Genomic DNA, 23,040 nt, shown 5'->3' with positions numbered 1-23,040 from the left:
AGGCACTGGGAAGGTTGGTTGTGCCGACGCTATCGCGAGCAGGCTCGCTCCCACAGGGTCATGTGCCGAACTGAGCCCTTTTTAGAAACCCCGTGGGGTCGAGCGAGCGACGATGGCCTCCACGTTCAAGCCTCGGGGCAATGCGCCGTAGACCCTGGCGCCGGCCCCAAGGCGACTGGCAATGAACCCATCGCTGACGTCGCTGTTGCCCGCTTCAAGCAGCAATCGCGCCTGCAGCCCAACAGCGATGTCTTCGGTCAATTGCCGGGCGCGGTATTGGATGTCGTCGGTGTCTTTGAATGCCGCGTGCAATTGGTCGATGTGGCGGGCCAGGCGTTTATCGCCATGGCCATCGCCCAGTTCGTTGAACAGCACTTCCAGTACGCCCGGTTCCTTGGACAGGGCCCGCAACACATCGAGGCATTGCACATTGCCGGAGCCTTCCCAGGTCGAATTGACCGGCGCCTCACGATACAGGCGAGGCAGGATGCTGTCTTCGACGTAGCCGGCGCCGCCCATGCACTCGGCGGCTTCGTTGATCATCGCGGGGGCGCGCTTGCAGATCCAGTATTTGCCCACCGCCGTCACCAGTCGGGCGAACTTGGCCTCGTGGTCGTCGCTCAAGTGGTCCAGCGCCCGCCCCATGCGCAGGCTCAGGGCCAGCGCGGCTTCGCTTTCCAGCGCCAGGTCGGCCAGCACGTTTTGCATCAATGGCTGTTCGCTCAATACTCTGCCGCCGACCTTGCGGTGCGCGCAGTGATGACTGGCCTGGGTCAGCGCCTGGCGCATCAGCGCGCTGGAGCCGACCATGCAATCGAAGCGAGTCATGGCAACCATCTCGATGATCGTCGGCACGCCTCGGCCCTCCTCCCCGACCATCCAGGCCAGCGCACCGCGAAACTCCACTTCGCTGGATGCATTGGAACAGTTGCCCAGCTTGTTTTTCAGTCGCTGGATATAGAACTGGTTGCGCGTGTCGTCCGGGCGATGGCGCGGCAGCAGGAAACAGGTGAGGCCCTTGTCGGTCTGGGCCAGGGTGAGGAAAGCGTCGCACATCGGCGCCGAACAGAACCATTTGTGCCCCACCAGTTCGTAGGCCTGGCCAGGCCCGCTGGCGCCTACCGGATACGCCTTGGTGGTGTTGGCCCGCACGTCGGTGCCGCCTTGTTTTTCGGTCATCGCCATGCCAATCGTGACCCCGGCCTTGTGGGCGATGCCGACGTTGCGCGGGTCGTACTCGGTGGCGAGCACCTTCGGCACCCAGCGCTCGGCCAAGTCCGGTTGTAGGCGCAGGGCCGGCACGCTGGCGAAAGTCATGGTCAACGGGCAACCGGTGCCGGCTTCGGCCTGGCTGTGCAGGTAGGTCATCGACGCACGGGCGACATGGGCGCCGGGTTGCGGATGAGCCCACGGCAGGCTGGGCAAGCCGTGCTCGACGGCGGTGCGCATCAACTCGTGATACGCGGGATGAAACTCCACCAGGTCGATGCGATGGCCATACCGGTCATGACTGGAAAACACCGGCGTGTTCTGGTTGGCCAGGAACCCCGCTTCCATCAACGGCCCGCCGGCCAACGCACCGTAGGCATCGATCCGCGCCTGCGCCCAACCGGCACCGAAACGCTGGGACCATTGTTGCAACGGCAGATCGATGCGGTACAGGTTGGCGCCGTCCAAGGACGGCGGCTGATTGGTGACGTCGTGGGTTTCGGCGAACTGATGCAAGTTCATGACGGGGCTCCTCGGTCGGCCAGCAGAGGATCAGTTAAGCACCGCCTCCAGGTCGATCAAAGTGGCATATCCGCCTAAATATCGGCGCTTTCACCCTGTTTCGGACAAAGCACTCGTCGCTGCAGAATCGCCTGGAGCACCTCGAACTTCACCGGTTTGCTCAAATAGTCGATCAACGCTCCAGACGGGCATCGCTCCTGTTCGAGGTTCGGACTGACTACCAGCACGGGCAGATCCTCACAACCGGACAGCGCTCGGATCTGGCAGCAGAGCGACACCCCGTCCAATGGCGCCGAATGGCAATCGAGGAGCACCGCGTCAACACTCTCGCCCTGTAGCAGGTCCAGGGCCGCCCGACCGTTGTCGGCGGTGCGCACCCGATAGCCCAGCTTGAGCAACATGCCTCGCATGACTAATTGATCGACGGGGTTGTCGTCCGCCAGGAGTACCGTGCAGTCCTGGGGCTGGCGGGAATCCCGGCGCCCACCGAACGAAAAAGGCGTCGGGACCTCCACTGGCAAGGCGATTTCGAATTCCACGTCCAGCTGGAAACGGCTGCCGCGCCCCGGCTCGGAAATATGAGTCAGACGCCCGTCGAGCAATTCGACCAGTTGGCGGCAGATCGCCAAGCCTACGCCGAGCCCCCCGTACTCGCGCGTCATCGAGCCATCGAGCTGGAAGAAACGCTGGTACAACGTCGCCTCGCCAAGATCGGTGAAACCGATGCCGGTGTCGATCACCGCGAATGACAGCACCAGGCGATCGAGCTCCGACGGTCGTCCACTGACCCGCAGGGCGATGCCACCCGAGCGGGTGAACTTGATAGCGTTGTCCAGCAGGCATTCCAGGCACTGGGCCAATTTAGCGCTGTCGCCCACCAACCGATCCGCCAGGCTGGGGCTTATGTCGACCTTGAAGTCCAAGCCCTTTGCCGCCGCGTTGGCACCGAACTGCACCTGCAGGGCATCAATCACACCACGCAGGCTGAACGGCGTCGGGTAGACCTTGAGCTTGCCGGCCTGCAACTCGGTAAGGGTGAGGATGCCGTTGACCATGCGCATCATGTCCCGCGCCGAACCGGCGGCGGTCTGTTGATACTGGGTCAGCTCCTCGTCCATCTCGACGGTTTCCATCAGCTCCAGGGAGCCGATCACACCGTTCATCGGGGTGCGCAATTCATGGGTGAGGGTGGCGAGGAATTCATCCTTGAGTTTGTTGCCGTGGGCCAATTGCTGGTTGAGCACTTCCAGTTTCTGTCCGGCGTCGAACAGCGTCTGGGCCTGCTGCTCGCGCATGGCGTTGATGCGGTCCGCCAGGGCCAGGGACAACAATGCCACCTCGATGGCAGAGCCGATCTGGCTGGCATACATGGTCAGGAAGATGTTCGGCAGGTAACCGAGCACCATCATCGTGTTGACGATGCCCCCCAGCAGGAACGCCGACCAGGCGATGATGAAATAACGCGCCACCCGCAGGCCACGCCACCAGGCGAACAGCCCGGCGGCGAAAATCACCACGGTAAATACCAGGGCCAACGCCGTCGCCAGGCGCAGGGCCAAGGCGTAGCTGGTCATCAGCGACAGCCCTACCACCACGGCACTGTAGGCGATCAGCGCCAGCAGCAGTCGATCGAGCCAGCGACTGTGTTGTGAGGTCTGCAGGAAGCTGCGGGCGAATTGACTGCCGAACAGCCCCGCGCAGCCGATGAAGAACGGCGTTGCGGCATTGGCCCACCAGGGATTGTCCGGCCAGAAATATTCCACCGCCGCGCCATTGACCGACAACTGATACAGGCCGAACGAGGCGATATAGAAGATGTAGTACAAATAACTGGTGTCGCGCACGCTCAGGTAAATGAACAGGTTGTAGACCAGCATCCCCAGCAGCACGCCATAGATGATCCCCAACACATACAGGCGCACCGGCTGCTGCTCCAGGTACGCCGTGCTCGACCACAGCGTCAACGGCGCCTGGATCGAACCCTGGCTTTGCAGACGCAAGTACACGACCTGGCGTTGATCCGGCTGGAAGTCCAGGCTGAACAGGTAATTGTTCTGGCGGACCTCGCGACTGGCAAAAGGCAGAGCATCGCCCGTCTGGCGGACCAGGCGATAGGCTCCGCTGCCGTCGGCCAGGTACAGGTCCAGATGATCCAGCGGCGGATACGCCAGCTCCAGCAACCAGGTCCGCTGGGCGTCGGGATTGGCAGGACGATAGTGCAGGTCCACTTTCAACCAGAACGCCGAACGTGAGTAACCGGCGTTCAGCGTGGCTTTGTCATGGGGCTTGAAACGACCGGCCGCGGCCTGGGCCAGAATCTCATCGATGGAGGCCGTGCCACTGGGGTCTTCCAACACTTGCAAAGCGTGGCCCAAAGGCAGGCTTTGGGTTGATTCATCGAATTCGAGCGCACTTGCCAAGGGGGACAAGCACAGCAGCAACATCAGCAAATAGCGCATTTAAGCCCCAGCGTGGCCTGTCCGGTTGAGTCAGGAAGCCCCCCATTCCCTGAGTAGACGTAAAACCGGCATTACCTGTTATTGGTTGGATCCATCTCTAGCATAGCCGTTGATGGCCAATTTGCACCACGGAAATTTTTCCGACAAAAGGCTCTAGCACGGGCGTCTCAGCGCCAACCATTGAGATAGAGCTGTTGCTTTGGTCAGGTTGCCAATTGGTGAAGCACAAAAGTGGTCGCCAACAAAACCCTCTGAGGCCAATCACCGATAAAAGAGGTTTGGTGATAAGCTCGCGCACCATGAATATCTACAGCTCTCGCCCCGTTGTCCTCTGTCTCTCCGGCCACGACCCCAGTGGTGGCGCCGGCTTGCAGGCAGATATCGAAGCCCTGCTTGCCCAGGGATGTCATGCCGCCCCGGCCGTTACTGCGTTGACCGTGCAAGACACGGTCAACGTCAGCGATTTCCGCGTGCTGGATCGCGAGTGGGTGCTGGCGCAAGCCAATGCCGTGCTCAACGACTCCCCCGTCGCGGCGGTCAAGCTGGGCATGCTCGGCTCGCTGGAAATGGTCGACACCGTGGTCGAGCTGCTCCAGACACACCCGCAGTTGCCGATGGTCTGCGACCCGGTGCTGCGCGCCGGCGGTGGCGGACGGCTGGGCAAGGATGAAGTCGGCTACGCCATGCGCGAGCGCCTGCTGCCCCTGGCCACCATCGCCACGCCCAACCTGCCTGAAGCACGCATCCTCGCCGAACTGCCCGAAGGCAGCGCCGATGAATGCGCCGAAAAACTGCTGCCCTTCGTCAAGCACCTGCTGATCACCGGCGGCCATGGCGACGAGCATGAAGTCCACAATCGCCTGTACAGCCGCGACGGACACCGCGAAACGTTCACCTGCCAGCGCTTGCCCGGCAGTTATCACGGCTCCGGCTGCACCCTCGCCAGCGCCATCGCCGGCCGACTGGCCCAGGGCGAACAACTCTCCAGCGCGGTCAAGACAGCCCTGGACTACACGTGGCGCACGCTGCGCGATGCCGAACAACTGGGCAAAGGCCAGTTCGTACCGCGTCGCCTACCGCTGGATTTCTGCTCGTAGCACAGGAGCCGTGGAATGAAATTACGTGGCCTTTATGCCGTGACCGACAGCCAACTGCTGGCCGGCAAGTTCCTTGCCTATGTGCAAGCCGCGCTGGAAGGCGGCGTGACCTTGCTGCAATACCGCGACAAAAGCAACGACGAGGCCCGCCGCCTTCGTGAGGCCGAGGCCCTGCGCAACCTGTGCGAGCGCTACAAGACCCAACTGATCATCAATGATGACGCCGAATTGGCCGCGCGCCTGGGCGTCGGCGTGCACCTGGGCCAGACCGATGGCCCGTTGGCGCCGGTGCGGGCGTTGCTGGGCCACAAGGCAATCGTCGGCTCAACCTGCCACGCCAGCCTGGAGTTGGCCGAACAGGCCGTCAACGAAGGCGCCAGCTACGTCGCGTTCGGGCGCTTCTTCAACTCCAGCACCAAGCCTGGGGCACCCAGCGCAAACCTTGAACTGCTCGAACAGGCCCGCATCAAACTGCATATACCCGTTTGCGCCATCGGCGGCATCACCCTGGAAAACGCCGCCCCGCTGGTGGCCCATGGGGTCGACCTGCTTGCGGTGGTCCACGGCCTGTTCGGCGCCGACAGCACCGCTGAAGTGACGCGCCGCGCCCGCGCCTTCAACGATCTGCTGCACATCAAATAGTCATTTCCGTTTTCGAGAGCCCTACCATGTCCCGTTCCGAAACCCTGTTTGCCAACGCCCAGAAACATATCCCCGGCGGCGTGAACTCGCCTGTTCGCGCGTTCAAGAGCGTCGGCGGCACACCGCTGTTCTTCAAGCACGCCGAAGGCGCGTATGTCACCGATGAAGACGACAAGCGCTACGTTGACTACGTCGGCTCGTGGGGGCCGATGATTCTCGGCCATAGCCATCCGGACGTGCTGGATGCGGTGCGCAAGCAGCTGGAGCACGGGCTGTCCTATGGCGCGCCGACGGCGATGGAAACCGAGATGGCGGACCTGGTCTGCTCCATCGTGCCGTCGATGGAAATGGTGCGCATGGTCAGCTCCGGCACCGAAGCGACCATGAGCGCGATCCGCCTGGCCCGTGGCTACACCGGCCGCGACAGCATCATCAAATTCGAAGGCTGCTACCACGGCCACTCCGACAGCCTGCTGGTCAAGGCCGGTTCCGGCGCCCTGACCCAAGGCGTTCCGAGCTCGGCGGGCGTGCCAGCGGCATTTGCCAAGCACACCCTGACCCTGCCGTTCAACGACCTTGAAGAAGTCGAGAAGATGCTCGGCGAAGTCGGTCAGGAGGTGGCATGCATCATCGTCGAGCCGGTGGCCGGCAACATGAACTGCGTGCCGCCGGCGCCAGGCTTTCTCGAAGGTCTGCGCAGCCTGTGCGACCAGCATGGCGTGGTGCTGATTTTCGATGAAGTGATGACCGGCTTCCGTGTCGCCCTTGGTGGCGCCCAGGCCCACTATGGCGTGACGCCGGATTTGAGCACCTTCGGCAAGATCATCGGTGGCGGCATGCCCGTGGGCTGCTTCGGCGGCAAACGCGCCATCATGGAATGCATCGCGCCGCTGGGCCCGGTCTATCAGGCCGGCACGCTGTCGGGCAACCCGTTGGCGATGGCTGCTGGCCTGACCACCCTGCGCCTGATCAGCCGCCCGGGCTTCCACGCCGAACTGACCGAATTCACCACGCGCCTGCTCGATGGCCTGCAAGTGCGCGCCGACGCGGCTGGCATTCCGTTTGTGACCACCCAGGCCGGCGGCATGTTCGGCCTGTATTTCAGCGGCGCCGATGACATCGTGACCTTCGACGACGTGATGGCCAGCGACGCCGACCGCTTCAAGCGCTTCTTCCACCTGATGCTCGAAGGCGGCGTCTACCTGGCGCCAAGCGCCTTTGAAGCCGGCTTCACCTCCATCGCCCATGGCGAGGCGGAACTGAAGATTACCCTCGACGCGGCTGAACGAGCCTTCGCGGCACTGAAATAAGCCTGTGGATAACTGACGCTGGCTGACACCAGCGTCAGTTATTGCCCATAACCCACCGTGCCTTTTCCTACATATCTGCCCAACAAACCGTCGTTGCGGTTCCTTTGCAGCAGAAAAACGAGTAAAGACTTTGTAAGGATGGCCCCGCTTATTTCATAATGCGCGCTTATTGGATCCCCCGAAGGGTCCACGCGCCCCTCAGAGGTAAGTCGATTCCCATGAACCGCACCGGCCGCACCCTTGCCTTGGGCTGCCTGTTGCTCCTTCAGCCCCTGCTCGCTCATGCACAGGCAGGCGGTAACTCGTTGTTGATCCCGGCGATGGGCCGTTGCACCCTCAACACCCAGCCACAAGATCTCGCACCGGCACTCGACGCCTGTCGAAAAGCGGCCGACGAGGGCGATGCCCAAGCGCAATATGAATTGGGCGAGTTCTACTACGACGGCAAGGCCGCGCCCCGCGACCTCAAGCTGGCCCTCAACTATTTCGAAAAAGCCTCGCTACAAGGCCACGCCCAGGCGCAGTTCAAGCTTGGCGGCATGTTCTTCCATGGCGAAGGCGTACCGGCCAACAATGTCCAGGCGTATATCGTCTTGAAGATGGCGGCGGTTAACGGCGCCGAAGAGGCATTGGACACCGCCGACGAAGTCGCCGAGCAGATGCCCCGCGACGAGCTGGAAGTGGCCACCCAGGTGCTGGGGCAGATCTTTCGCAAATACCTGATGGAATTGCAGAACGCCGACGGACGCACGCCGTTCTCGCCACTGCCCTGATTAATGTTCTGGCCTTGAAGGCCTCATCGCGAGCAAGCTCGCTCCCACAGTTGGCTCTCTGGCGACACAGGATTTGCGCTCACCGGCGATTTACTGTGGGAGCGAGCCTGCTCGCGATTGGGAGCAACCCGGTCTTGAACCCTACTTCTCAGGCATCGGCATCGGAAACGGCATCACATTGCCGACCGCGCCGCGGGCTTCGCTGATTTTCGGAGTGCCAAGGCGCTCGACCTCATCGATGCGCACGATCGAATGCATCGGCACGAAGCTGCGCACCACGCCTTCGAATTGCGCCTTGAGCTTTTCTTCGCTTGGGTCGACGACCACTTGTGTACGCTCGCCAAAGACGAACTCTTCCACTTCCAGAAAGCCCCACAGATCACTCTGATAGATCTGCTTGGCGTACATCTCGAACACCTGGCCCTGGTTGAGGAAAATCACCTTGTAGATTGGAGCTTCACGTTTGGTCATGGCTGGCGAAACACATCGGCGGGTAAAAATGAGGGCGCGAACTATAGCATAGCCACTGCTCGCGCAGCGGTAGGAACCGGGGGACTTGTTGCCTATAATGCGCGGTTCTTTGAATCACGTGATGATCCGTCCATGGCCAAGAAGCTTTACATCGAAACCCACGGTTGCCAGATGAACGAGTACGACAGCTCGCGCATGGTCGATCTGCTGGGTGAACACCAGGCCCTGGAAGTCACCGCCCGCGCCGAAGACGCAGACGTGATCCTGCTCAACACCTGCTCGATCCGCGAGCGCGCCCAGGACCGGGTGTATTCCCAACTGGGCCGCTGGCGTGAACTGAAGCTGGCCAACCCGGAAATGGTCATCGCGGTCGGCGGCTGCGTCGCCAGCCAGGAAGGCGCGGCCATTCGTGACCGCGCGCCGTACGTGGACGTGGTCTTCGGCCCCCAGACCCTGCACCGCCTGCCGGAAATGATCGACGCGGCGCGCGTGACCAAATTGCCCCAAGTCGACGTTTCGTTCCCCGAAATCGAGAAGTTCGACCACCTGCCCGAGCCGCGCATCGACGGCCCCAGCGCTTATGTGTCGGTGATGGAAGGCTGCAGCAAATACTGCACGTTCTGCGTGGTCCCCTATACCCGCGGCGAAGAGGTCAGCCGGCCGTTCGACGACGTGATCGCCGAGATCATCCACCTGGCGGAAAACGGCGTGCGTGAAGTGACCTTGCTGGGGCAGAACGTCAACGGCTATCGCGGCCTGACCCACGACGGTCGCCTGGCGGACCTCGCCGAGTTGATCCGCGTCGTGGCGGCGGTGGACGGTATCGACCGGATCCGCTACACCACGTCCCATCCGTTGGAGTTTTCCGACAGCCTGATCCAGGCCCACGCCGAAGTTCCCGAGCTGGTCAAGCACCTGCACCTGCCGGTGCAATCGGGTTCGGACAGAATCCTCGCAGCGATGAAGCGCAACCACACGGCGCTGGAGTACAAATCCAAACTGCGCAAGTTGCGCGCCGCAGTGCCGGGGATCTGCATCAGCTCGGACTTTATCGTCGGATTCCCTGGCGAAACCGAGAAAGATTTCCAGCAGACCATGAAGCTGATCGAAGACGTGGGCTTCGACTTCTCCTATTCCTTTGTCTACAGCCAGCGCCCCGGCACGCCGGCGGCCGACCTGGCGGATGAGACGCCCGAGGAAGTGAAGAAGGAGCGGCTCAATGCTTTGCAGCACCGCTTGAACCAGCAGGGCTTTGAAATCAGCCGACAGATGGTCGGTTCGATCCAGCGGATCCTGGTCACCGACTACTCGAAAAAAGACCCGGGCGAATTGCAGGGCCGTACGGAAAACAACCGTATCGTCAACTTCCGCTGCGACACGCCAGCCCTGATCGGCCAGTTCGCCGACGTACACATCGACGCCGCGCAACCGCACTCGCTGCGGGGTTCGCTGGTGCAGTAACTGTACAGATCCCTGTGGGAGCGAGCCTGCTCGCGAAAGCGGTCTATCGGCCAACACATGCGCTGAATACAAGACCGTTTTCGCGAGCAGGCTCGCTCCCACAATGGGCTGTGTAGGTCCTGTTGTCAGATTGCGCCGCTTAAGACCTTTCGCACCCAGCCTACTGGCGTTATCCTTGATTTCACCTTAATTGCCCCTGGGCGGCTAAAAACGACCTTGAACGCACCCATCGAACCTCATCGTTTCATTCTCGAGCCCTTTGAGGCTCGCCGCTTCGCCAATCTGTGCGGGCAATTCGACGAGCATCTTCGCTTGATCGAACAGCGCCTGACCATCGAGATCCGCAATCGCGGGAACCAGTTCGAACTGATCGGCGATCCCAAGCACACCACCTCCGCGGAAAACCTGCTGCGCCGTCTCTACCGAGAAACCAAGGCGAGCGAGCTGTCTCCGGGCATGGTCCACCTGTTCCTGCAAGAGTCGGCGGTCGAAGAACTCGACAATCACGCCCCGTCGGAACCTGCCGTGGCCCTGCGCACGAAAAAAGGCATGATTCGCCCTCGCGGCTTGAATCAGCAGCGCTACGTGAAGGAAATCCTGGCCAACGACATCAACTTCGGCATCGGCCCGGCTGGTACTGGCAAGACCTACCTGGCCGTTGCCTGTGCGGTCGACGCGTTGGAGCGCGAACAGGTGCGCCGCATCCTGCTGGTGCGTCCCGCCGTCGAAGCAGGGGAAAAACTCGGTTTCCTGCCCGGCGACCTGACCCAGAAGATCGACCCGTATCTGCGCCCGCTCTATGACGCGCTGTACGAAATGCTCGGCTTCGAATACGTCGCCAAGCTGATCGAGCGACAGGTCATCGAGGTCGCGCCGCTGGCCTACATGCGTGGTCGGACCCTGAACAACAGCTTCATCATCCTCGACGAAAGCCAGAACACCACCGTCGAACAGATGAAGATGTTCCTGACCCGGATCGGTTTCGGCTCCACCGCCGTCATCACCGGGGACATCACCCAGGTCGACCTGCCCCGAGGCACCAAGTCCGGGCTGAACCACGTGATCCAGGTGCTCAAGGACGTCCCGGGCATCAGCTTCACGCACTTCATGCCCAAGGACGTCGTACGCCATCCGTTGGTGCAGCGCATCGTCGAAGCCTACGAGCGTTTCGAGAACCGCGCCGATGAAGATTCGGCCGAAAGCAAAGGCAATCGCCACAATGCTTGAACTCGACCTGCAAGAGGCCAGTGAACACCCCGCCCCCAGCGAAGCCCAGTTCCGCCAATGGTGCGAACTGGCGCTGCGCCAGCGCAGCGCCGACTCGGAACTGACGATCCGCCTGGTGGACGAAGCCGAAGGCCGCGAGCTGAACCACACCTGGCGGCAGAAAGACTACGCCACCAACGTGCTGTCGTTTCCCGCCGACGTGCCCGACGAAATGCTCGACATCCCGTTGCTGGGGGACCTGGTGATCTGCGTCCCGGTCGTCGAGCGCGAGGCCGCCGAACAAGGCAAGTCACCCGAAGCCCACTGGGCCCACCTGGTGATCCATGGCTGCTTGCATTTGCTTGGTTACGACCATATGGAAGAGGACGAAGCCGAGGAAATGGAAGCGCTGGAACGAACGTTGCTTGCCGAGCTGGGTCATCCCGACCCGTATGCCGGCGACGAACACTGAAACATCAACCTGTAACGACAAAGGATTCAGAGTAATCGCTATGAGCGAAGATCGATCGACCAACGGGCAGAAGTCATGGCTGGGCAAGCTCACCCAGGCTTTTGCCCATGAGCCGAAAAACCGCCAGGAGCTGTTGGAGCTGCTGCGCGATGCACACCAGAACAAATTGCTGGACAGCGAAGCGCTGGCCATCGTCGAAGGCGCCATCCAGGTGGCTGACCTGCAAGTTCGGGACATCATGGTCCCGCGCTCGCAGATGATCAGCATCAAGGCAACCCAGACTCCCCGCGAATTCCTGCCCGCCGTGGTCGACTCCGCTCACTCGCGCTACCCGGTCGTCGGCGAGAGCCATGACGACGTCATGGGCGTGCTGCTGGCCAAGGACCTGCTGCCGCTGATCCTCCAGGAGAACGGCGACAGTTTCAATATCAAGGACCTGCTGCGCCCGGCCACGTTCGTGCCCGAGTCCAAGCGCCTGAACGTACTGCTGCGTGAATTCCGCGCCAACCACAACCACATGGCCATCGTCATCGACGAATACGGCGGCGTGGCCGGGCTGGTCACCATCGAAGACGTGCTTGAACAGATTGTCGGCGACATCGAGGATGAGCACGACGTCGAGGAAGACAGCTACATCAAGCCCTTGCCCAGCGGCGACTTCCTGATCAAGGCCCTGACGCCGATCGAGAACTTCAACGAGTTCTTCGACAGCGAATTCTCCGACGATGAGTTCGACACCGTCGGCGGCCTGGTGATGAGTGCCTTCGGCCACCTGCCCAAGCGCAACGAAACCACCGAGATCGGCTCCTGGCGCTTCCGCATCCTGAATGCCGACAGCCGCCGGATTCATCTGCTGCGCCTGTCACCCATTGCCCGTTAAACCCTGCAAGAGCCGCTAAGGAAACACATGCGCTGGATAAACCGCCCCGGCTGGCCCGGTAACCTGCTGGCCGTGGCGGCCGGTGCGATCACCACCCTGGCCCTGGCGCCGTTCGATATCTGGCCGCTGGCATTGCTGGCGGTCGGGCTGTTCTATGCTGGCCTGCGCGAGCTCTCGCCGCGCCAGGCCCTGGGGCGCGGCTGGTGTTTCGGTTTCGGCCTGTTTGGCGCCGGCACCAGTTGGATCTACGTCAGCATCCATAACTTCGGTGGCGCCTCGGTGCTGCTGGCCGGGCTTTTGATGCTGCTGTTCATTGCCGCGATCGCTTGGTTCTTCGCCCTGCCCGCCTGGCTCTGGGCGCGCTGGCTGCGGCGCAACGAGGCACCGTTGGCCGATGCCCTGGCCTTCGCCGCGCTCTGGCTGGGCCAGGAAGCCTTTCGGGGCTGGTTCCTGACCGGATTCCCCTGGCTTTACTCCGGCTACAGTCAACTGGACGGCCCGCTGGCCGGCCTTGCACCGCTGGGTGGCATGTGGCTGATCTCCTTCACCCTGGCCCAGACCGCCGCGCTGTTGTACAACGCGCCCCGATTGCTGCGTTCCGGGCGCAAAGGCTTCGTCGTCGCGGGTGTGGCCTTGCTCATCGGCCCCTGGGCGGCCGGCTTTGCGCTCAAGGGGCATGCCTGGACCAGCCCCTCGGGCGAGCCGCTGAGTGTCGCGGCCATCCAGGGCAACATCGAACAAAGCATGAAGTGGGACCCCGAGCAGCTCAACGCGCAACTGGCGCTGTACCGTGACATGAGCTTCACGTCCAAGCGCGTCGACCTGCTGGTCTGGCCGGAAACGGCCGTGCCGGTACTCAAGGAGTCCGCCCAGGGCTACCTGGACATGATGGGCAGTTTCGCCGCCGAGCGGCATTCGGCACTGATCACCGGCGTACCGATCCGCCAGGAAGTACGTCATGAGAAGCGCTATTTCAACGGCATCACCGTGACCGGCGAAGGCGACGGCACTTACCTGAAGCAGAAACTGGTGCCCTTCGGCGAGTACGTGCCATTGCAGGATATCCTGCGCGGCCTGATCGCATTTTTCGACCTGCCAATGTCGGATTTCGCCCGAGGCCCGGCTGATCAGCCATTGCTGCAGGCCAAGGGTTACCAGATCGCGCCATTCATTTGCTACGAAGTGGTCTACCCGGAATTCGCTGCCAACCTTTCAGCGCGAAGCGACCTGTTGCTGACGATCAGCAACGACACTTGGTTCGGTACGTCGATCGGCCCGTTGCAACACTTGCAAATGGCCCAGATGCGCGCGCTGGAGGCCGGGCGCTGGATGATTCGCGCCACCAACAATGGCGTGACCGGCCTGATCAACCCCTTCGGCCAGATCACCGTCCAGATTCCGCAGTTCCAACGCGGCATCCTCTACGGTGAAGTGGTGCCGATGCACGACCTGACGCCGTACCTTCAATGGCGCTCGTGGCCGCTGATCATTTTGTGTGTATTGCTTTTGGGTTGGGCGCTGGTGGCGGGGCGGATGGCCAAGACGGTTTAACTCGCTCCCCCATCCCTGTGGCGAGGGAGCTTGCTCCCGCTGGACCGGTCCGACGCTTCGGGCGCAGCAGGCCCCGCTTTTTGGGGCCGCTGCGCGCCCCAGCGGGAGCAAGCTCCCTCGCCACAATAAGCGTTCACTTCAATGATTCAGCGATAAAACAACCAATACCCCACCAACCCCACCGCCTCGTTCATCAACTGCCCCGATTGCCACACCGATTTGAATTCCGGCATCCAGCCACCCAACGGCCGGGCGTTATCCTGACCCAGGAAACCGACAGGCGCAGGCACCACTTCAAATCCAGAACGTTCAAAACTCCAGACCGCTCGTGGCATGTGCCAGGCCTGGGTCACCACCACCACGCGCTTCGCCCCTTCGGGCAGCAGGATCTGCGCGCTCATCTGGGCGTTCTCCCACGTGGTGCGGCTGTGGCCCTCCTGCCAGCGCACGTCGACGCCGAAATCCTCACGCATCGAGTCAGCCATCAGCTTGGCCTCGCTGGGCGGGGTGCCGTAATGCAAGCCGCCGGTTGTCAACACGGGCAAGCCCGAAGCCCTGGCCAACCGCGCCGCATAACGCTGGCGCTCCAGGCCCACCCCGGTGGGCTGGTCGGTGCCCCAGGCCAGGTCACCGCGCTCGCGCCCCGAGCCCAGCACCACAATGGCGTCGGCGCGCTGGGCCAGGGTCGCCCATTCACTGCGCAGCAGCGGCGGTTCGCGCTCCAATGCCTTCGCGCTCCACTGCACCACTATCGGCAGGCTCATCAGCCAGAAACCACCCAGCCCCAGGATAAAACACACGCGGGCCAGGCGCGGCCGGGAATCACGCCACCACCAGGCAAGCGCCAGCAAAAGCAAAAGAATGCCAGGCGGCAATAGAAGCTGTTTGATGAAATAGCGAAACGGCATCGGGCATCTCCATAGATGCCCGAAGCCTAGGTGGGTTGACGCAAAGCGACAACAGATTCCAAGAACCTCGAATCAAAAAAAGCGACACGCGTGAATCTGGCCTTTACTTGAACTGCAGGGACCGGACCTTTACAGCATCCTTGTCGGGCGTCCGATCCTTGAGCCAGACAATCTTGGCCGATCGGGGCGCTTCGAGACGCTTGTTTGCCTGGCCCCCATTTGCTGAGGCCTGGTGCCCGGCCTGTTCAAGGTAAGCCTTGACCAGCTCGAACTCTGCGGGGCTCAGGCCTCGCAGTTCCAGCTCTGCCGGGCGTTCATCACGCAAGCGACCGGCGGTTCTTGCGGCGTCCAAGGCCATCCCCAGGCGATCGATCAGTTTTTCATACAACTCAGGTGTAGCGACTTTTCGTTGTGATTCAACCATCCCTCACCTCATTGAAGATAAGACTCACTCCCCATTCAGAAGCTTAGCTTCGCTGGGCAAACCGGCTGGACGCCGCGACCAACGGCCCAGAACCCCGGTCGTCGCCAATGGTCGGCAAAAGGCTCGGCAATGGTTGAGCAGCAATCAGGGTTTCCCTCGGCGGAGCGCGGTCATGTATGCTACGGCGCTTCCTGTAACTCCACTTCCAGCTTGGCTGGGCATCGAAAACGCCGCATTCGGCGTCATCTGCGTCCAGCATGGCAATGAAGAGGATTGGGCCACCCCATTCAGTACAAAAGTAGCCATGCACGAACACTACCAGCCCCGTGAAATCGAAGCCGCCGCCCAGTCGTTCTGGGACGAGCAAAAGTCCTTTGAAGTCAGTGAACAGCCAGGCAAGGAGACGTACTACTGCCTGTCGATGTTCCCTTACCCCAGCGGCAAGCTACACATGGGGCACGTGCGCAACTACACCATCGGCGACGTGATCTCCCGCTATCAGCGCATGCAAGGCAAGAACGTCCTGCAACCCATGGGTTGGGACGCCTTCGGCATGCCGGCGGAAAACGCCGCGATGAAGAACAACGTCGCCCCCGCCAAGTGGACCTACGAAAACATCGCGTACATGAAGACCCAGCTGCGCAGCCTGGGCCTGGCGGTGGACTGGTCCCGCGAGGTGACCACCTGCAAGCCCGACTACTATCGCTGGGAACAATGGCTGTTCACCCGCCTGTTCGAGAAAGGCGTGATCTACCGCAAGAACGGCACCGTGAATTGGGACCCGGTGGACCAGACCGTACTGGCCAACGAGCAAGTGATCGACGGTCGCGGCTGGCGCTCCGGCGCGCTGATCGAAAAGCGCGAGATCCCGATGTACTACTTCAAGATCACCGCCTACGCGGATGAACTCCTGGAGAGCCTCGACGAGCTGACCGGCTGGCCCGAGCAAGTCAAGACCATGCAGCGCAACTGGATCGGCAAGTCCCGGGGCATGGAAGTGCAGTTCCCCTACGACGTCGCCTCCATTGGCGAAGCCGGCACCCTGAAGGTCTTCACCACCCGTCCGGACACCTTGATGGGCGCCACTTACGTGGCCGTGGCCGCCGAGCATCCGCTGGCGACTCTGGCAGCGCGGAACAACCCCGAGCTGCAGGCGTTCATCGTCGAATGCAAAGGCGGCAGCGTCGCCGAAGCCGACGTCGCCACCCAAGAGAAGAAAGGCCTGCCGACTTCGTTGTTCGTCGAGCACCCGCTCACCGGCGAGAAACTGCCGGTGTGGGTCGCCAACTACGTGCTGATGCACTACGGCGACGGCGCGGTCATGGCGGTGCCCGCCCACGACGAGCGTGATTTCGAGTTCGCCCACAAATACAACCTGCCGGTCAAGCCGGTCGTGCGCACCAGCGCCGGCGACCAGGCACCAGCGCCTTGGCAGGACGCCTACGGCGAACACGGCGAGCTGATCAATTCCGGTGAGTTCGACGGCCTGGATTTCGCTGGCGCCTTCGATGCCATCGAAGTGGCCCTGATCAAGAAGAACCTCGGTGCCTCGCGCACCCAGTTCCGCCTGCGCGACTGGGGCATCAGCCGCCAGCGCTACTGGGGTTGCCCGATCCCCATCGTGCATTGCGACACCTGCGGTGACGTACCGGTGCCGGAAGATCAGCTGCCGGTGGTCCTGCCGGAAGACGTCGTACCCGACGGCGCCGGTTCGCCCCTGGCGCGCATGCCCGAATTCTACGAGTGCAGCTGCCCGAAATGCGGCGCACCGGCCAAGCGTGAAACCGACACCATGGACACCTTCGTCGAGTCCTCGTGGTACTACGCCCGCTACGCCTCGCCGCACTTTGAAGGCGGCCTGGTGGAAAAATCCGCGGCTGACCACTGGTTGCCGGTGGATCAATACATCGGCGGCATCGAACACGCCATTCTTCACCTGCTTTACGCGCGCTTCTTCCACAAGCTGATGCGTGACGAAGGCCTGGTGAGCTCAAACGAGCCGTTCAAGAACCTGCTGACCCAGGGCATGGTGATCGCCGAGACGTACTATCGTCGCGAAGCCAACGGTGCCTACACGTGGTTCAACCCGAGCGACGTCGAACTCGAACGCGACAGCAAGGCCAAGGTCATCAGCGCCAAGCTGATCGCCGACGGCCTGCCGGTGGAAATCGGCGGCACCGAGAAAATGGCCAAGTCGAAGAACAACGGCGTCGACCCTCAGTCGATGATCGACCAGTTCGGCGCGGACACCTGCCGCCTGTTCATGATGTTCGCCTCGCCACCGGACATGAGCGCCGAATGGTCCGACTCCGGCGTCGAGGGCTCGCACCGCTTCCTCAAGCGCGTCTGGCGCCTGGCCCAGGCCCACGTCATCCAGGGCCTGCCGGGCAAACTGGACGTCGCCAGCCTGAACGATGACCAAAAAGCCGTCCGTCGTTCGATCCACCTGGCGATCAAGCAGGCCAGCCACGACGTCGGCCAGAACCACAAATTCAACACCGCCATCGCCCAGGTGATGACGCTGATGAACGTACTGGAAAAAGCCGCCCAAGGCACCGAGCAGGATCGCGCACTGATTCACGAAGGCCTGGAAGCAGTGACGCTGCTGCTGGCGCCGATCACCCCCCACATCAGCCACGAGTTGTGGAATCGCCTGGGTCACGCTGACCCGGTGATCGACGCCCGCTGGCCGATGGTGGACGAAAGTGCGCTGGTGCAGGACAGCCTGACCCTGGTCATCCAGGTCAACGGCAAGCTGCGGGGCCAGATCGAAATGCCGGCCGCCGCCACGCGCGAAGAAGTCGAAGCCGCCGCGCGGGCCAACGAAAACGTGCTGCGCTTCGTCGATGGCCTGACGATTCGCAAAGTGATCGTCGTGCCCGGCAAACTGGTCAACATCGTCGCAAGCTAATTGGATCGGGCGTCCGGGCCAAGGGCCCGGCGCCGAATTTGACCTGCGGGGCCGCACGCTCGGCCCATGGGTTTCAAGGGGAGCAACAAGATGATCAAACGTAATCTGCTGGTTATGGGCCTGGCGGTCCTGTTGAGCGCCTGCGGCTTCCAGCTGCGCGGCACCGGCACCACCGAACTGGCCATCACCGAACTGGACCTCAGCGCGCGCGACGCCTATGGCGATACCGTAAAAGCGTTGCGCGACACGCTGGAAGACAGCGGCGTGAAAGTCTACAGCGGTGCGCCGTACAAGCTGGTATTGACCCGCGAACAGCAAAGCCAGCGCAGCCTGAGCTATGCCGGCGCCGGTCGCTCGGCCGAATACGAGCTCAACAACGTGCTGAACTATGAAATCCGCGGGCAAAACAACCTGGTGCTGCTGGACGACAAGCTGCAAGTACAGAAGGTCTACCTGCATGACGGCAACAACATCACCGGCTCCGACCAGGAGTCCAGCGAAGTACGCGAAGAAATGCGTCGCGACCTGGTACAGCGGATGATGCTGCGCCTGCAACAACTGAGCCCGGCCCAGTTGGAGCAACTGCAACAGACCGCCGACGCCAAGGCCAAGGCCGAAGCCGAAGCGCTGGAAGCAGCACGCAAGGCGGAAGCGGAAACCCCGCAACAATCGCCTATGCAAATTCCTGCTCCATAAGCCTTGCGGGGCGTTTCGGCGCCCCGCTCGCTTTCTCTACTGAACAGCGTTTATGAAACTGGCCCCCGCCCAACTCGGCAAACACCTGCAAGGCGCCCTCGCCCAGGTCTACATCATCAGCGGCGATGACCCGCTGCTGTGCCAGGAAGCCGCCGACGCCATCCGCTCCGCCGCTCGCCAACAAGGCTTCGACGAACGCCAGGTGTTCGCGGCCGACGCCAGTTTCGACTGGGGCACGCTGCTGCTGGCAGGGGCGAGCATGTCGCTGTTTGCCGAAAAACGCCTGCTGGAACTGCGCTTGCCCTCGGGCAAACCCGGTGACAAAGGCGCCGCCGCGCTGATCGAATATTGCTCGCGACCGGCCGAAGACACGGTGCTGCTCATCAGCCTGCCGAAACTCGATGGCAGCGCGCAGAAAACCAAATGGGGCAAGGCGCTGGTCGAAGGTCCACAGACCCAGTTCGTGCAGATCTGGCCGGTGGATGCCAGCCAGCTGCCGAACTGGATCCGCCAACGCCTGTCCCAGGCCGGTCTATCGGCCAGCCAGGACGCGGTTGAACTGATTGCCGCCCGGGTCGAAGGCAACCTGTTGGCCGCCGCCCAGGAAGTCGAAAAGCTCAAGCTGATGGCCGAGGGCGGCCAGATCACCGTGGAAACGGTGCAGGCCGCCGTGGCTGACAGCGCCCGCTTCGATGTCTTCGGGCTGACCGACGCAATCCTCAACGGCGAAGCCGCTCATGCCTTGCGCATGCTCGAAGGCCTGCGAGGCGAAGGCGTCGAACCTCCGGTGATCCTCTGGGCCCTGGCCCGGGAGCTGCGGCTGCTGGCCAACCTGTCGCTGCAATACAGCCAGGGGGTGCCCCTGGACAAGGCCTTCAGTCAGGCTCGCCCGCCAGTGTGGGACAAGCGCAAACCGCTGATGAGCAAGGCGCTGCAACGCTATTCCGCGTCACGCTGGGCCCAATTGCTGCTCGAGGCCCAGCGCATCGACGCGCAGATCAAGGGCCAGGCCGCCGGCTCGCCGTGGATGAGCCTCAGTCGGTTGTCGTTGTTGATGGCCGGACAACGACTCCCTTTACCCGCGGAATAAACCTCTTTTCCAAGCAACAGACTTTTTGTGTCAAGCATGATTTTGTGGCGGGGGAGCCACAGCCCCCTCGCCATCTTGAAATTTCCTACGCGATGCAGGGACTGGACAAAACCCCAGTCCTGTCCCATGATTTCCCCCCGCAAAACCACCCCACGAGAGATCCAATCATGAGCAAAAAGCCATCCAGGCATGGCCCCAACAAAGCCAAGTCCATCGTCGCCCAACCCCTGTTCCGCAGCCGCCAGGAACGACCCGCCAAGGGCAAAGGCAGCTACCGCCGCGAAGCCTTCCAGTCTGACAACTGGGAGGCTTCTTGCTTTCTGGCGGCATGAAACACCTGGACAAGCCCTACAGCCCTTTCGCATGTTAAGGTCAGCACCTGATTTGATTTTCTGGACCCCTGAATGCCCTTCTGTCTTCCCCGTGGTTGGCCTTTGCGCCAATTGATTGCCGCCACAAGCGTTGTCCTGCTGGTGGCCTGTGCAGAGAAACCCACCGCCGCCGACGCCCAACCGCTCCAGACCGCTCCCGTCGTGACAGCGCCGGCTATCGTGCCGCCTGTCGTGCCTACCGGGGACGACCTGGCCATCGTGCCCACCCAGACCTTTGCCGAATGGCAAGCCGGGTTCCGCAAGCAGGCATTGGCCGCCGGGATTCGAGCCGACCTGTTCGACCGCGCCTTCATCGGCGTCAGTCCGGACATGAGCGTGATCAAGGCCGATCGCAGCCAACCTGAATTCACCCGGCCGGTGTGGGAATACCTCGACGGAGCGTTGTCGCCTCTGCGGGTACGCAAGGGCCAGGCGTTGGTCCAGCAGCACGCCGATATCCTGCAAAGCATCGAGCAACGCTATGGCGTCGATCGTGCGGCATTGGTGGCGGTGTGGGGCATGGAGAGCAATTTCGGCCAGTTCCAGGGCACCAAGTCGGTCATCAACTCCTTGGCGACCCTGGCCTATGAAGGACGACGCCCAGGTTTTGCCCACGCACAACTGATCGCCGCGCTGCAGATCCTGCAACAGGGCGATATCACGCCAGAAAAAATGCTCGGCTCCTGGGCCGGCGCCATGGGCCAGACCCAGTTCATTCCAACCACCTACAACACCCATGCGGTGGACTTCGACGGCGACGGCCGCCGGGACATCTGGGGCAGCTCTACCGACGCCCTGGCCTCGACCGCGCATTACTTGCAAAGCTCCGGATGGCAGCGCGGCCAGCCGTGGGGGTTCGAGGTGCGGCTGAAGGAAGGCTTCGACTATCCGCTGGCCGACGGCTTGATCCGCAAGCCCGTCGCCGAGTGGCTGCAACTGGGTGTAAGCCTGCCCAACGGCGCCCAGCCGCCGGCCGGCTCCGAACATTTGTCGGCAGCCCTGCTGTTGCCCGCGGGCTATCGCGGCCCGGCGTTCCTGGTGCTCGATAACTTCCGTGCAATTCTCAAATACAACAACTCGTCGTCCTATGCATTGGCGGTCAGCCTGCTGTCGGAGCGTTTCAGCGGCGCAGGGCTGATTGACGGCTCATGGCCAAAGGACGACTTGCCCCTGAGCCGCAGCGAACGCATCGAATTGCAGACCCTGCTGGGCAAACATAATTACGACGCTGGCAATCCCGACGGCATCATCGGCGCCAATACCCGCAAGGCGATCCGCAGCGCCCAGCAGTCGCTTGGCTGGCCGGCGGATGGGTATCCGACGCACAAATTGCTGGAGGCGTTGCGTAGCCGTTGAAGCCGCTTATGGCGCAGTATCGCCATCGCGAGCAGGCTCGCTCCCACAAGGTCCTTGGAAAGCCTGTGGGAGCGATCCTGCTCGCGATGACTGATTTGCAAACGCTGAATAACTAGCGACTGACCACCACATCCTGCCCCAACACCAGCCTCTTCTCCCCCGCATCCAGCGTCACCAACGCCCCCATGGGCAACGTCAGGTTCGGATCACAGTGCCCGCTGCGCCAACCCGACAACACCGGGATGCGCAACGGCGCGAAGGTCTGCTTGAACAAGCGATTCAACGCCTCGACGTCCACACCCGCCACGTCTCCCAACAGCACTCCTCGCAATTTGGCCAGGGTTCCCGCCAATCGCAGCTGGGTGAGCAGGCGATCGATGCGGTAAAGCGGCTCGTTGACGTCCTCCACCAGCAGGATCACCCCTTCTGCGTCGATTTCGTAGGGCGTGCCCATGGTCGCGGCAATCATCGACAGATTGCCCCCCAGCAAGCGGCCGTGGGCGATGCCCGGTTCGACTGTGGTCAACGGATACGCTGCCGGATGGCTCAACACGTCACCGGCCTTCAATTGCCCGCGTAGCAGGCTGAAGAATGAGGTAATGGTCGATGGCTCCTTGTCGCCCAGCAGGTCGGCATTGAGCAAGGGGCCGTGGAAGGTGACGAAGCCTGCGTAGCGGCTGATGGCCAGGTGCAGGGCTGTGATGTCGCTGTAGCCTACGAATGGCTTGGGGTTGCTTTTCAAGAGGTTGAAGTCGATGCGATCGAGTAGACGCGGGGTGCCGTAGCCGCCGCGCAGGCAGATGATGGCTTTGACTTCTGGATTGGCGAAGGCGGCGTGGAGGTCGTTGAGGCGTGTTTCGTCGCTGCCGGCGAGGTAGCCGTTCGTTTCGTAGACGCCTGGGAAGATGCGCAGTTCATGGCCCCTTGCGCGCATCCATTGGATTGCTTTCTCCGTATCCAGGGGGGCGGGGCCGGCGGGGGCGATCACGCCGATCAGGCCTTCGGGTGGGAGGGCTGGGACGGGGTGATGTGGGGTTAGGGTGTGGACCATGGGTTTTCCGATTTTTAGATCGTGTGAATATCCGTTTCTGCGGTAACGGCGGCTTATGGTTCCGCTCTTACAGCGGGTCACTTTTGGAAAGAGCGCCAAAAGTAACCAAAAACGCTCCGCCCCACCACTCGGCACCTCGCCTAGGCTCGGCGTACCCTCACTCCGGCATTGCTCCGTGGG

At 62.2% G+C, this 23,040-nt stretch carries 20 protein-coding genes; 14 read left to right on the top strand and 6 right to left on the bottom strand.

Annotated elements, in window-relative coordinates; genetic code table 11:
- Positions 1-81: 81 nt before the first annotated feature.
- Complete coding sequence (locus tag J3P81_RS03510; RefSeq protein ID WP_434562158.1) at positions 82-1,731, bottom strand: acyl-CoA dehydrogenase family protein; 1,650 nt, start codon at positions 1,729-1,731, stop codon at positions 82-84.
- Positions 1,732-1,805: 74 nt separating this feature from the next.
- A complete protein-coding gene (locus tag J3P81_RS03505; protein WP_434562156.1) occupies positions 1,806-4,190 on the bottom strand; it encodes a 7TM diverse intracellular signaling domain-containing protein in 2,385 nt (794 codons plus the stop codon).
- A 299-nt stretch (positions 4,191-4,489) separates the two neighbouring features.
- Between J3P81_RS03505 and J3P81_RS03500 the strand changes: the two genes are divergently transcribed.
- The 4 genes from J3P81_RS03500 (at position 4,490) to J3P81_RS03485 (ending at position 8,012) form a co-directional block, all read left to right on the top strand.
- Positions 4,490-5,287: a hydroxymethylpyrimidine/phosphomethylpyrimidine kinase gene (locus J3P81_RS03500; RefSeq protein ID WP_434562154.1), complete on the top strand. Its 798-nt coding sequence runs from the start codon at positions 4,490-4,492 to the stop codon at positions 5,285-5,287.
- Between the two features lie 15 nt (positions 5,288-5,302).
- Positions 5,303-5,929: a thiamine phosphate synthase gene (thiE, locus tag J3P81_RS03495; RefSeq protein ID WP_434562152.1), complete on the top strand. Its 627-nt coding sequence runs from the start codon at positions 5,303-5,305 to the stop codon at positions 5,927-5,929.
- A 26-nt stretch (positions 5,930-5,955) separates the two neighbouring features.
- A complete protein-coding gene (gene hemL / locus J3P81_RS03490; protein WP_420767316.1) occupies positions 5,956-7,239 on the top strand; it encodes a glutamate-1-semialdehyde 2,1-aminomutase in 1,284 nt (427 codons plus the stop codon).
- Positions 7,240-7,457: 218 nt separating this feature from the next.
- Positions 7,458-8,012 carry a tetratricopeptide repeat protein gene (locus tag J3P81_RS03485; protein ID WP_420767317.1) on the top strand — a complete coding sequence of 185 codons (555 nt, stop codon included), beginning with the start codon at positions 7,458-7,460 and terminating at the stop codon, positions 8,010-8,012.
- Between the two features lie 141 nt (positions 8,013-8,153).
- Here the strand turns inward: J3P81_RS03485 and J3P81_RS03480 are convergent, their stop codons facing one another.
- Positions 8,154-8,483 carry a DUF1820 family protein gene (locus tag J3P81_RS03480; protein ID WP_003185742.1) on the bottom strand — a complete coding sequence of 110 codons (330 nt, stop codon included), beginning with the start codon at positions 8,481-8,483 and terminating at the stop codon, positions 8,154-8,156.
- A 132-nt stretch (positions 8,484-8,615) separates the two neighbouring features.
- Here J3P81_RS03480 and miaB point away from each other — a divergent pair, with 132 nt between their 5' ends.
- From miaB to lnt, 5 genes are all read left to right on the top strand, one after another.
- Complete coding sequence (gene miaB, locus J3P81_RS03475; protein WP_420767318.1) at positions 8,616-9,944, top strand: tRNA (N6-isopentenyl adenosine(37)-C2)-methylthiotransferase MiaB; 1,329 nt, start codon at positions 8,616-8,618, stop codon at positions 9,942-9,944.
- 216 nt (positions 9,945-10,160) lie between these two features.
- Positions 10,161-11,171, top strand: coding sequence for a PhoH family protein (locus J3P81_RS03470; RefSeq protein ID WP_434562150.1), 1,011 nt, complete (start codon positions 10,161-10,163; stop codon positions 11,169-11,171).
- Entirely contained in the window at positions 11,164-11,622 is a 459-nt protein-coding gene (gene ybeY / locus J3P81_RS03465; protein ID WP_434562148.1) for an rRNA maturation RNase YbeY, read from the top strand. The genes J3P81_RS03470 and ybeY overlap by 8 nt, the downstream gene beginning before the upstream one ends.
- 40 nt (positions 11,623-11,662) lie before the next feature.
- Positions 11,663-12,502, top strand: a complete 840-nt coding sequence (locus J3P81_RS03460) for an HlyC/CorC family transporter (RefSeq protein ID WP_420767321.1) — start codon at positions 11,663-11,665, stop codon at positions 12,500-12,502.
- A gap of 27 nt (positions 12,503-12,529) precedes the next feature.
- Positions 12,530-14,053 (top strand): apolipoprotein N-acyltransferase, encoded by a 1,524-nt coding sequence (gene lnt, locus J3P81_RS03455; protein ID WP_434562146.1) that lies wholly within the window; start codon positions 12,530-12,532, stop codon positions 14,051-14,053.
- A 146-nt stretch (positions 14,054-14,199) separates the two neighbouring features.
- On the opposite strand, the gene J3P81_RS03450 is transcribed toward lnt, so the two are convergent.
- Positions 14,200-14,961: a YdcF family protein gene (locus J3P81_RS03450; protein WP_434562144.1), complete on the bottom strand. Its 762-nt coding sequence runs from the start codon at positions 14,959-14,961 to the stop codon at positions 14,200-14,202.
- Between the two features lie 103 nt (positions 14,962-15,064).
- Positions 15,065-15,385, bottom strand: coding sequence for a hypothetical protein (locus tag J3P81_RS03445; protein WP_434562142.1), 321 nt, complete (start codon positions 15,383-15,385; stop codon positions 15,065-15,067).
- Positions 15,386-15,689: 304 nt separating this feature from the next.
- On the opposite strand from J3P81_RS03445, the gene leuS reads away from it, so the two are divergent.
- From leuS to J3P81_RS03420, 5 genes are all read left to right on the top strand, one after another.
- Complete coding sequence (gene leuS / locus J3P81_RS03440; protein ID WP_434562140.1) at positions 15,690-18,296, top strand: leucine--tRNA ligase; 2,607 nt, start codon at positions 15,690-15,692, stop codon at positions 18,294-18,296.
- A gap of 90 nt (positions 18,297-18,386) precedes the next feature.
- Positions 18,387-18,992 carry an LPS assembly lipoprotein LptE gene (lptE, locus tag J3P81_RS03435; protein ID WP_420767326.1) on the top strand — a complete coding sequence of 202 codons (606 nt, stop codon included), beginning with the start codon at positions 18,387-18,389 and terminating at the stop codon, positions 18,990-18,992.
- A 52-nt stretch (positions 18,993-19,044) separates the two neighbouring features.
- Complete coding sequence (holA, locus tag J3P81_RS03430; protein ID WP_434562138.1) at positions 19,045-20,082, top strand: DNA polymerase III subunit delta; 1,038 nt, start codon at positions 19,045-19,047, stop codon at positions 20,080-20,082.
- Positions 20,083-20,249: 167 nt separating this feature from the next.
- A complete protein-coding gene (gene arfA, locus J3P81_RS03425) occupies positions 20,250-20,414 on the top strand; it encodes an alternative ribosome rescue factor ArfA (protein ID WP_030140368.1) in 165 nt (54 codons plus the stop codon).
- A gap of 72 nt (positions 20,415-20,486) precedes the next feature.
- On the top strand, positions 20,487-21,809 hold the full coding sequence (locus tag J3P81_RS03420; RefSeq protein WP_434562136.1) for a lytic murein transglycosylase: 1,323 nt from the start codon (positions 20,487-20,489) through the stop codon (positions 21,807-21,809).
- A 112-nt stretch (positions 21,810-21,921) separates the two neighbouring features.
- On the opposite strand, the gene J3P81_RS03415 is transcribed toward J3P81_RS03420, so the two are convergent.
- Entirely contained in the window at positions 21,922-22,860 is a 939-nt protein-coding gene (locus J3P81_RS03415) for a S66 peptidase family protein (protein WP_434562134.1), read from the bottom strand.
- Positions 22,861-23,040 lie beyond the last annotated feature (180 nt).

It is taken from the genome of Pseudomonas sp. R1-6, from assembly GCF_051132115.1.
Classification (GTDB): domain Bacteria; phylum Pseudomonadota; class Gammaproteobacteria; order Pseudomonadales; family Pseudomonadaceae; genus Aquipseudomonas.
The sequence above is the reverse complement of the archived record's forward strand: the minus strand, read 5'-3'. Positions and strand labels throughout refer to the sequence as shown.

Bases quoted from the DNA above. Each gene is read 5' to 3' on its own strand.
- J3P81_RS03510 (WP_434562158.1), bottom strand. From the start codon at position 1,731: ATGAACTTGCATCAGTTCGCCGAAACCCACGACGTCACCAATCAGCCG.
- J3P81_RS03505 (WP_434562156.1), bottom strand. From the start codon at position 4,190: ATGCGCTATTTGCTGATGTTGCTGCTGTGCTTGTCCCCCTTGGCAAGT.
- J3P81_RS03500 (WP_434562154.1), top strand. From the start codon at position 4,490: ATGAATATCTACAGCTCTCGCCCCGTTGTCCTCTGTCTCTCCGGCCAC.
- thiE (WP_434562152.1), top strand. From the start codon at position 5,303: ATGAAATTACGTGGCCTTTATGCCGTGACCGACAGCCAACTGCTGGCC.
- hemL (WP_420767316.1), top strand. From the start codon at position 5,956: ATGTCCCGTTCCGAAACCCTGTTTGCCAACGCCCAGAAACATATCCCC.
- J3P81_RS03485 (WP_420767317.1), top strand. From the start codon at position 7,458: ATGAACCGCACCGGCCGCACCCTTGCCTTGGGCTGCCTGTTGCTCCTT.
- J3P81_RS03480 (WP_003185742.1), bottom strand. From the start codon at position 8,483: ATGACCAAACGTGAAGCTCCAATCTACAAGGTGATTTTCCTCAACCAG.
- miaB (WP_420767318.1), top strand. From the start codon at position 8,616: ATGGCCAAGAAGCTTTACATCGAAACCCACGGTTGCCAGATGAACGAG.
- ybeY (WP_434562148.1), top strand. From the start codon at position 11,164: ATGCTTGAACTCGACCTGCAAGAGGCCAGTGAACACCCCGCCCCCAGC.
- J3P81_RS03460 (WP_420767321.1), top strand. From the start codon at position 11,663: ATGAGCGAAGATCGATCGACCAACGGGCAGAAGTCATGGCTGGGCAAG.
- lnt (WP_434562146.1), top strand. From the start codon at position 12,530: ATGCGCTGGATAAACCGCCCCGGCTGGCCCGGTAACCTGCTGGCCGTG.
- J3P81_RS03450 (WP_434562144.1), bottom strand. From the start codon at position 14,961: ATGCCGTTTCGCTATTTCATCAAACAGCTTCTATTGCCGCCTGGCATT.
- J3P81_RS03445 (WP_434562142.1), bottom strand. From the start codon at position 15,385: ATGGTTGAATCACAACGAAAAGTCGCTACACCTGAGTTGTATGAAAAA.
- leuS (WP_434562140.1), top strand. From the start codon at position 15,690: ATGCACGAACACTACCAGCCCCGTGAAATCGAAGCCGCCGCCCAGTCG.
- lptE (WP_420767326.1), top strand. From the start codon at position 18,387: ATGATCAAACGTAATCTGCTGGTTATGGGCCTGGCGGTCCTGTTGAGC.
- holA (WP_434562138.1), top strand. From the start codon at position 19,045: ATGAAACTGGCCCCCGCCCAACTCGGCAAACACCTGCAAGGCGCCCTC.
- arfA (WP_030140368.1), top strand. From the start codon at position 20,250: ATGAGCAAAAAGCCATCCAGGCATGGCCCCAACAAAGCCAAGTCCATC.
- J3P81_RS03420 (WP_434562136.1), top strand. From the start codon at position 20,487: ATGCCCTTCTGTCTTCCCCGTGGTTGGCCTTTGCGCCAATTGATTGCC.
- J3P81_RS03415 (WP_434562134.1), bottom strand. From the start codon at position 22,860: ATGGTCCACACCCTAACCCCACATCACCCCGTCCCAGCCCTCCCACCC.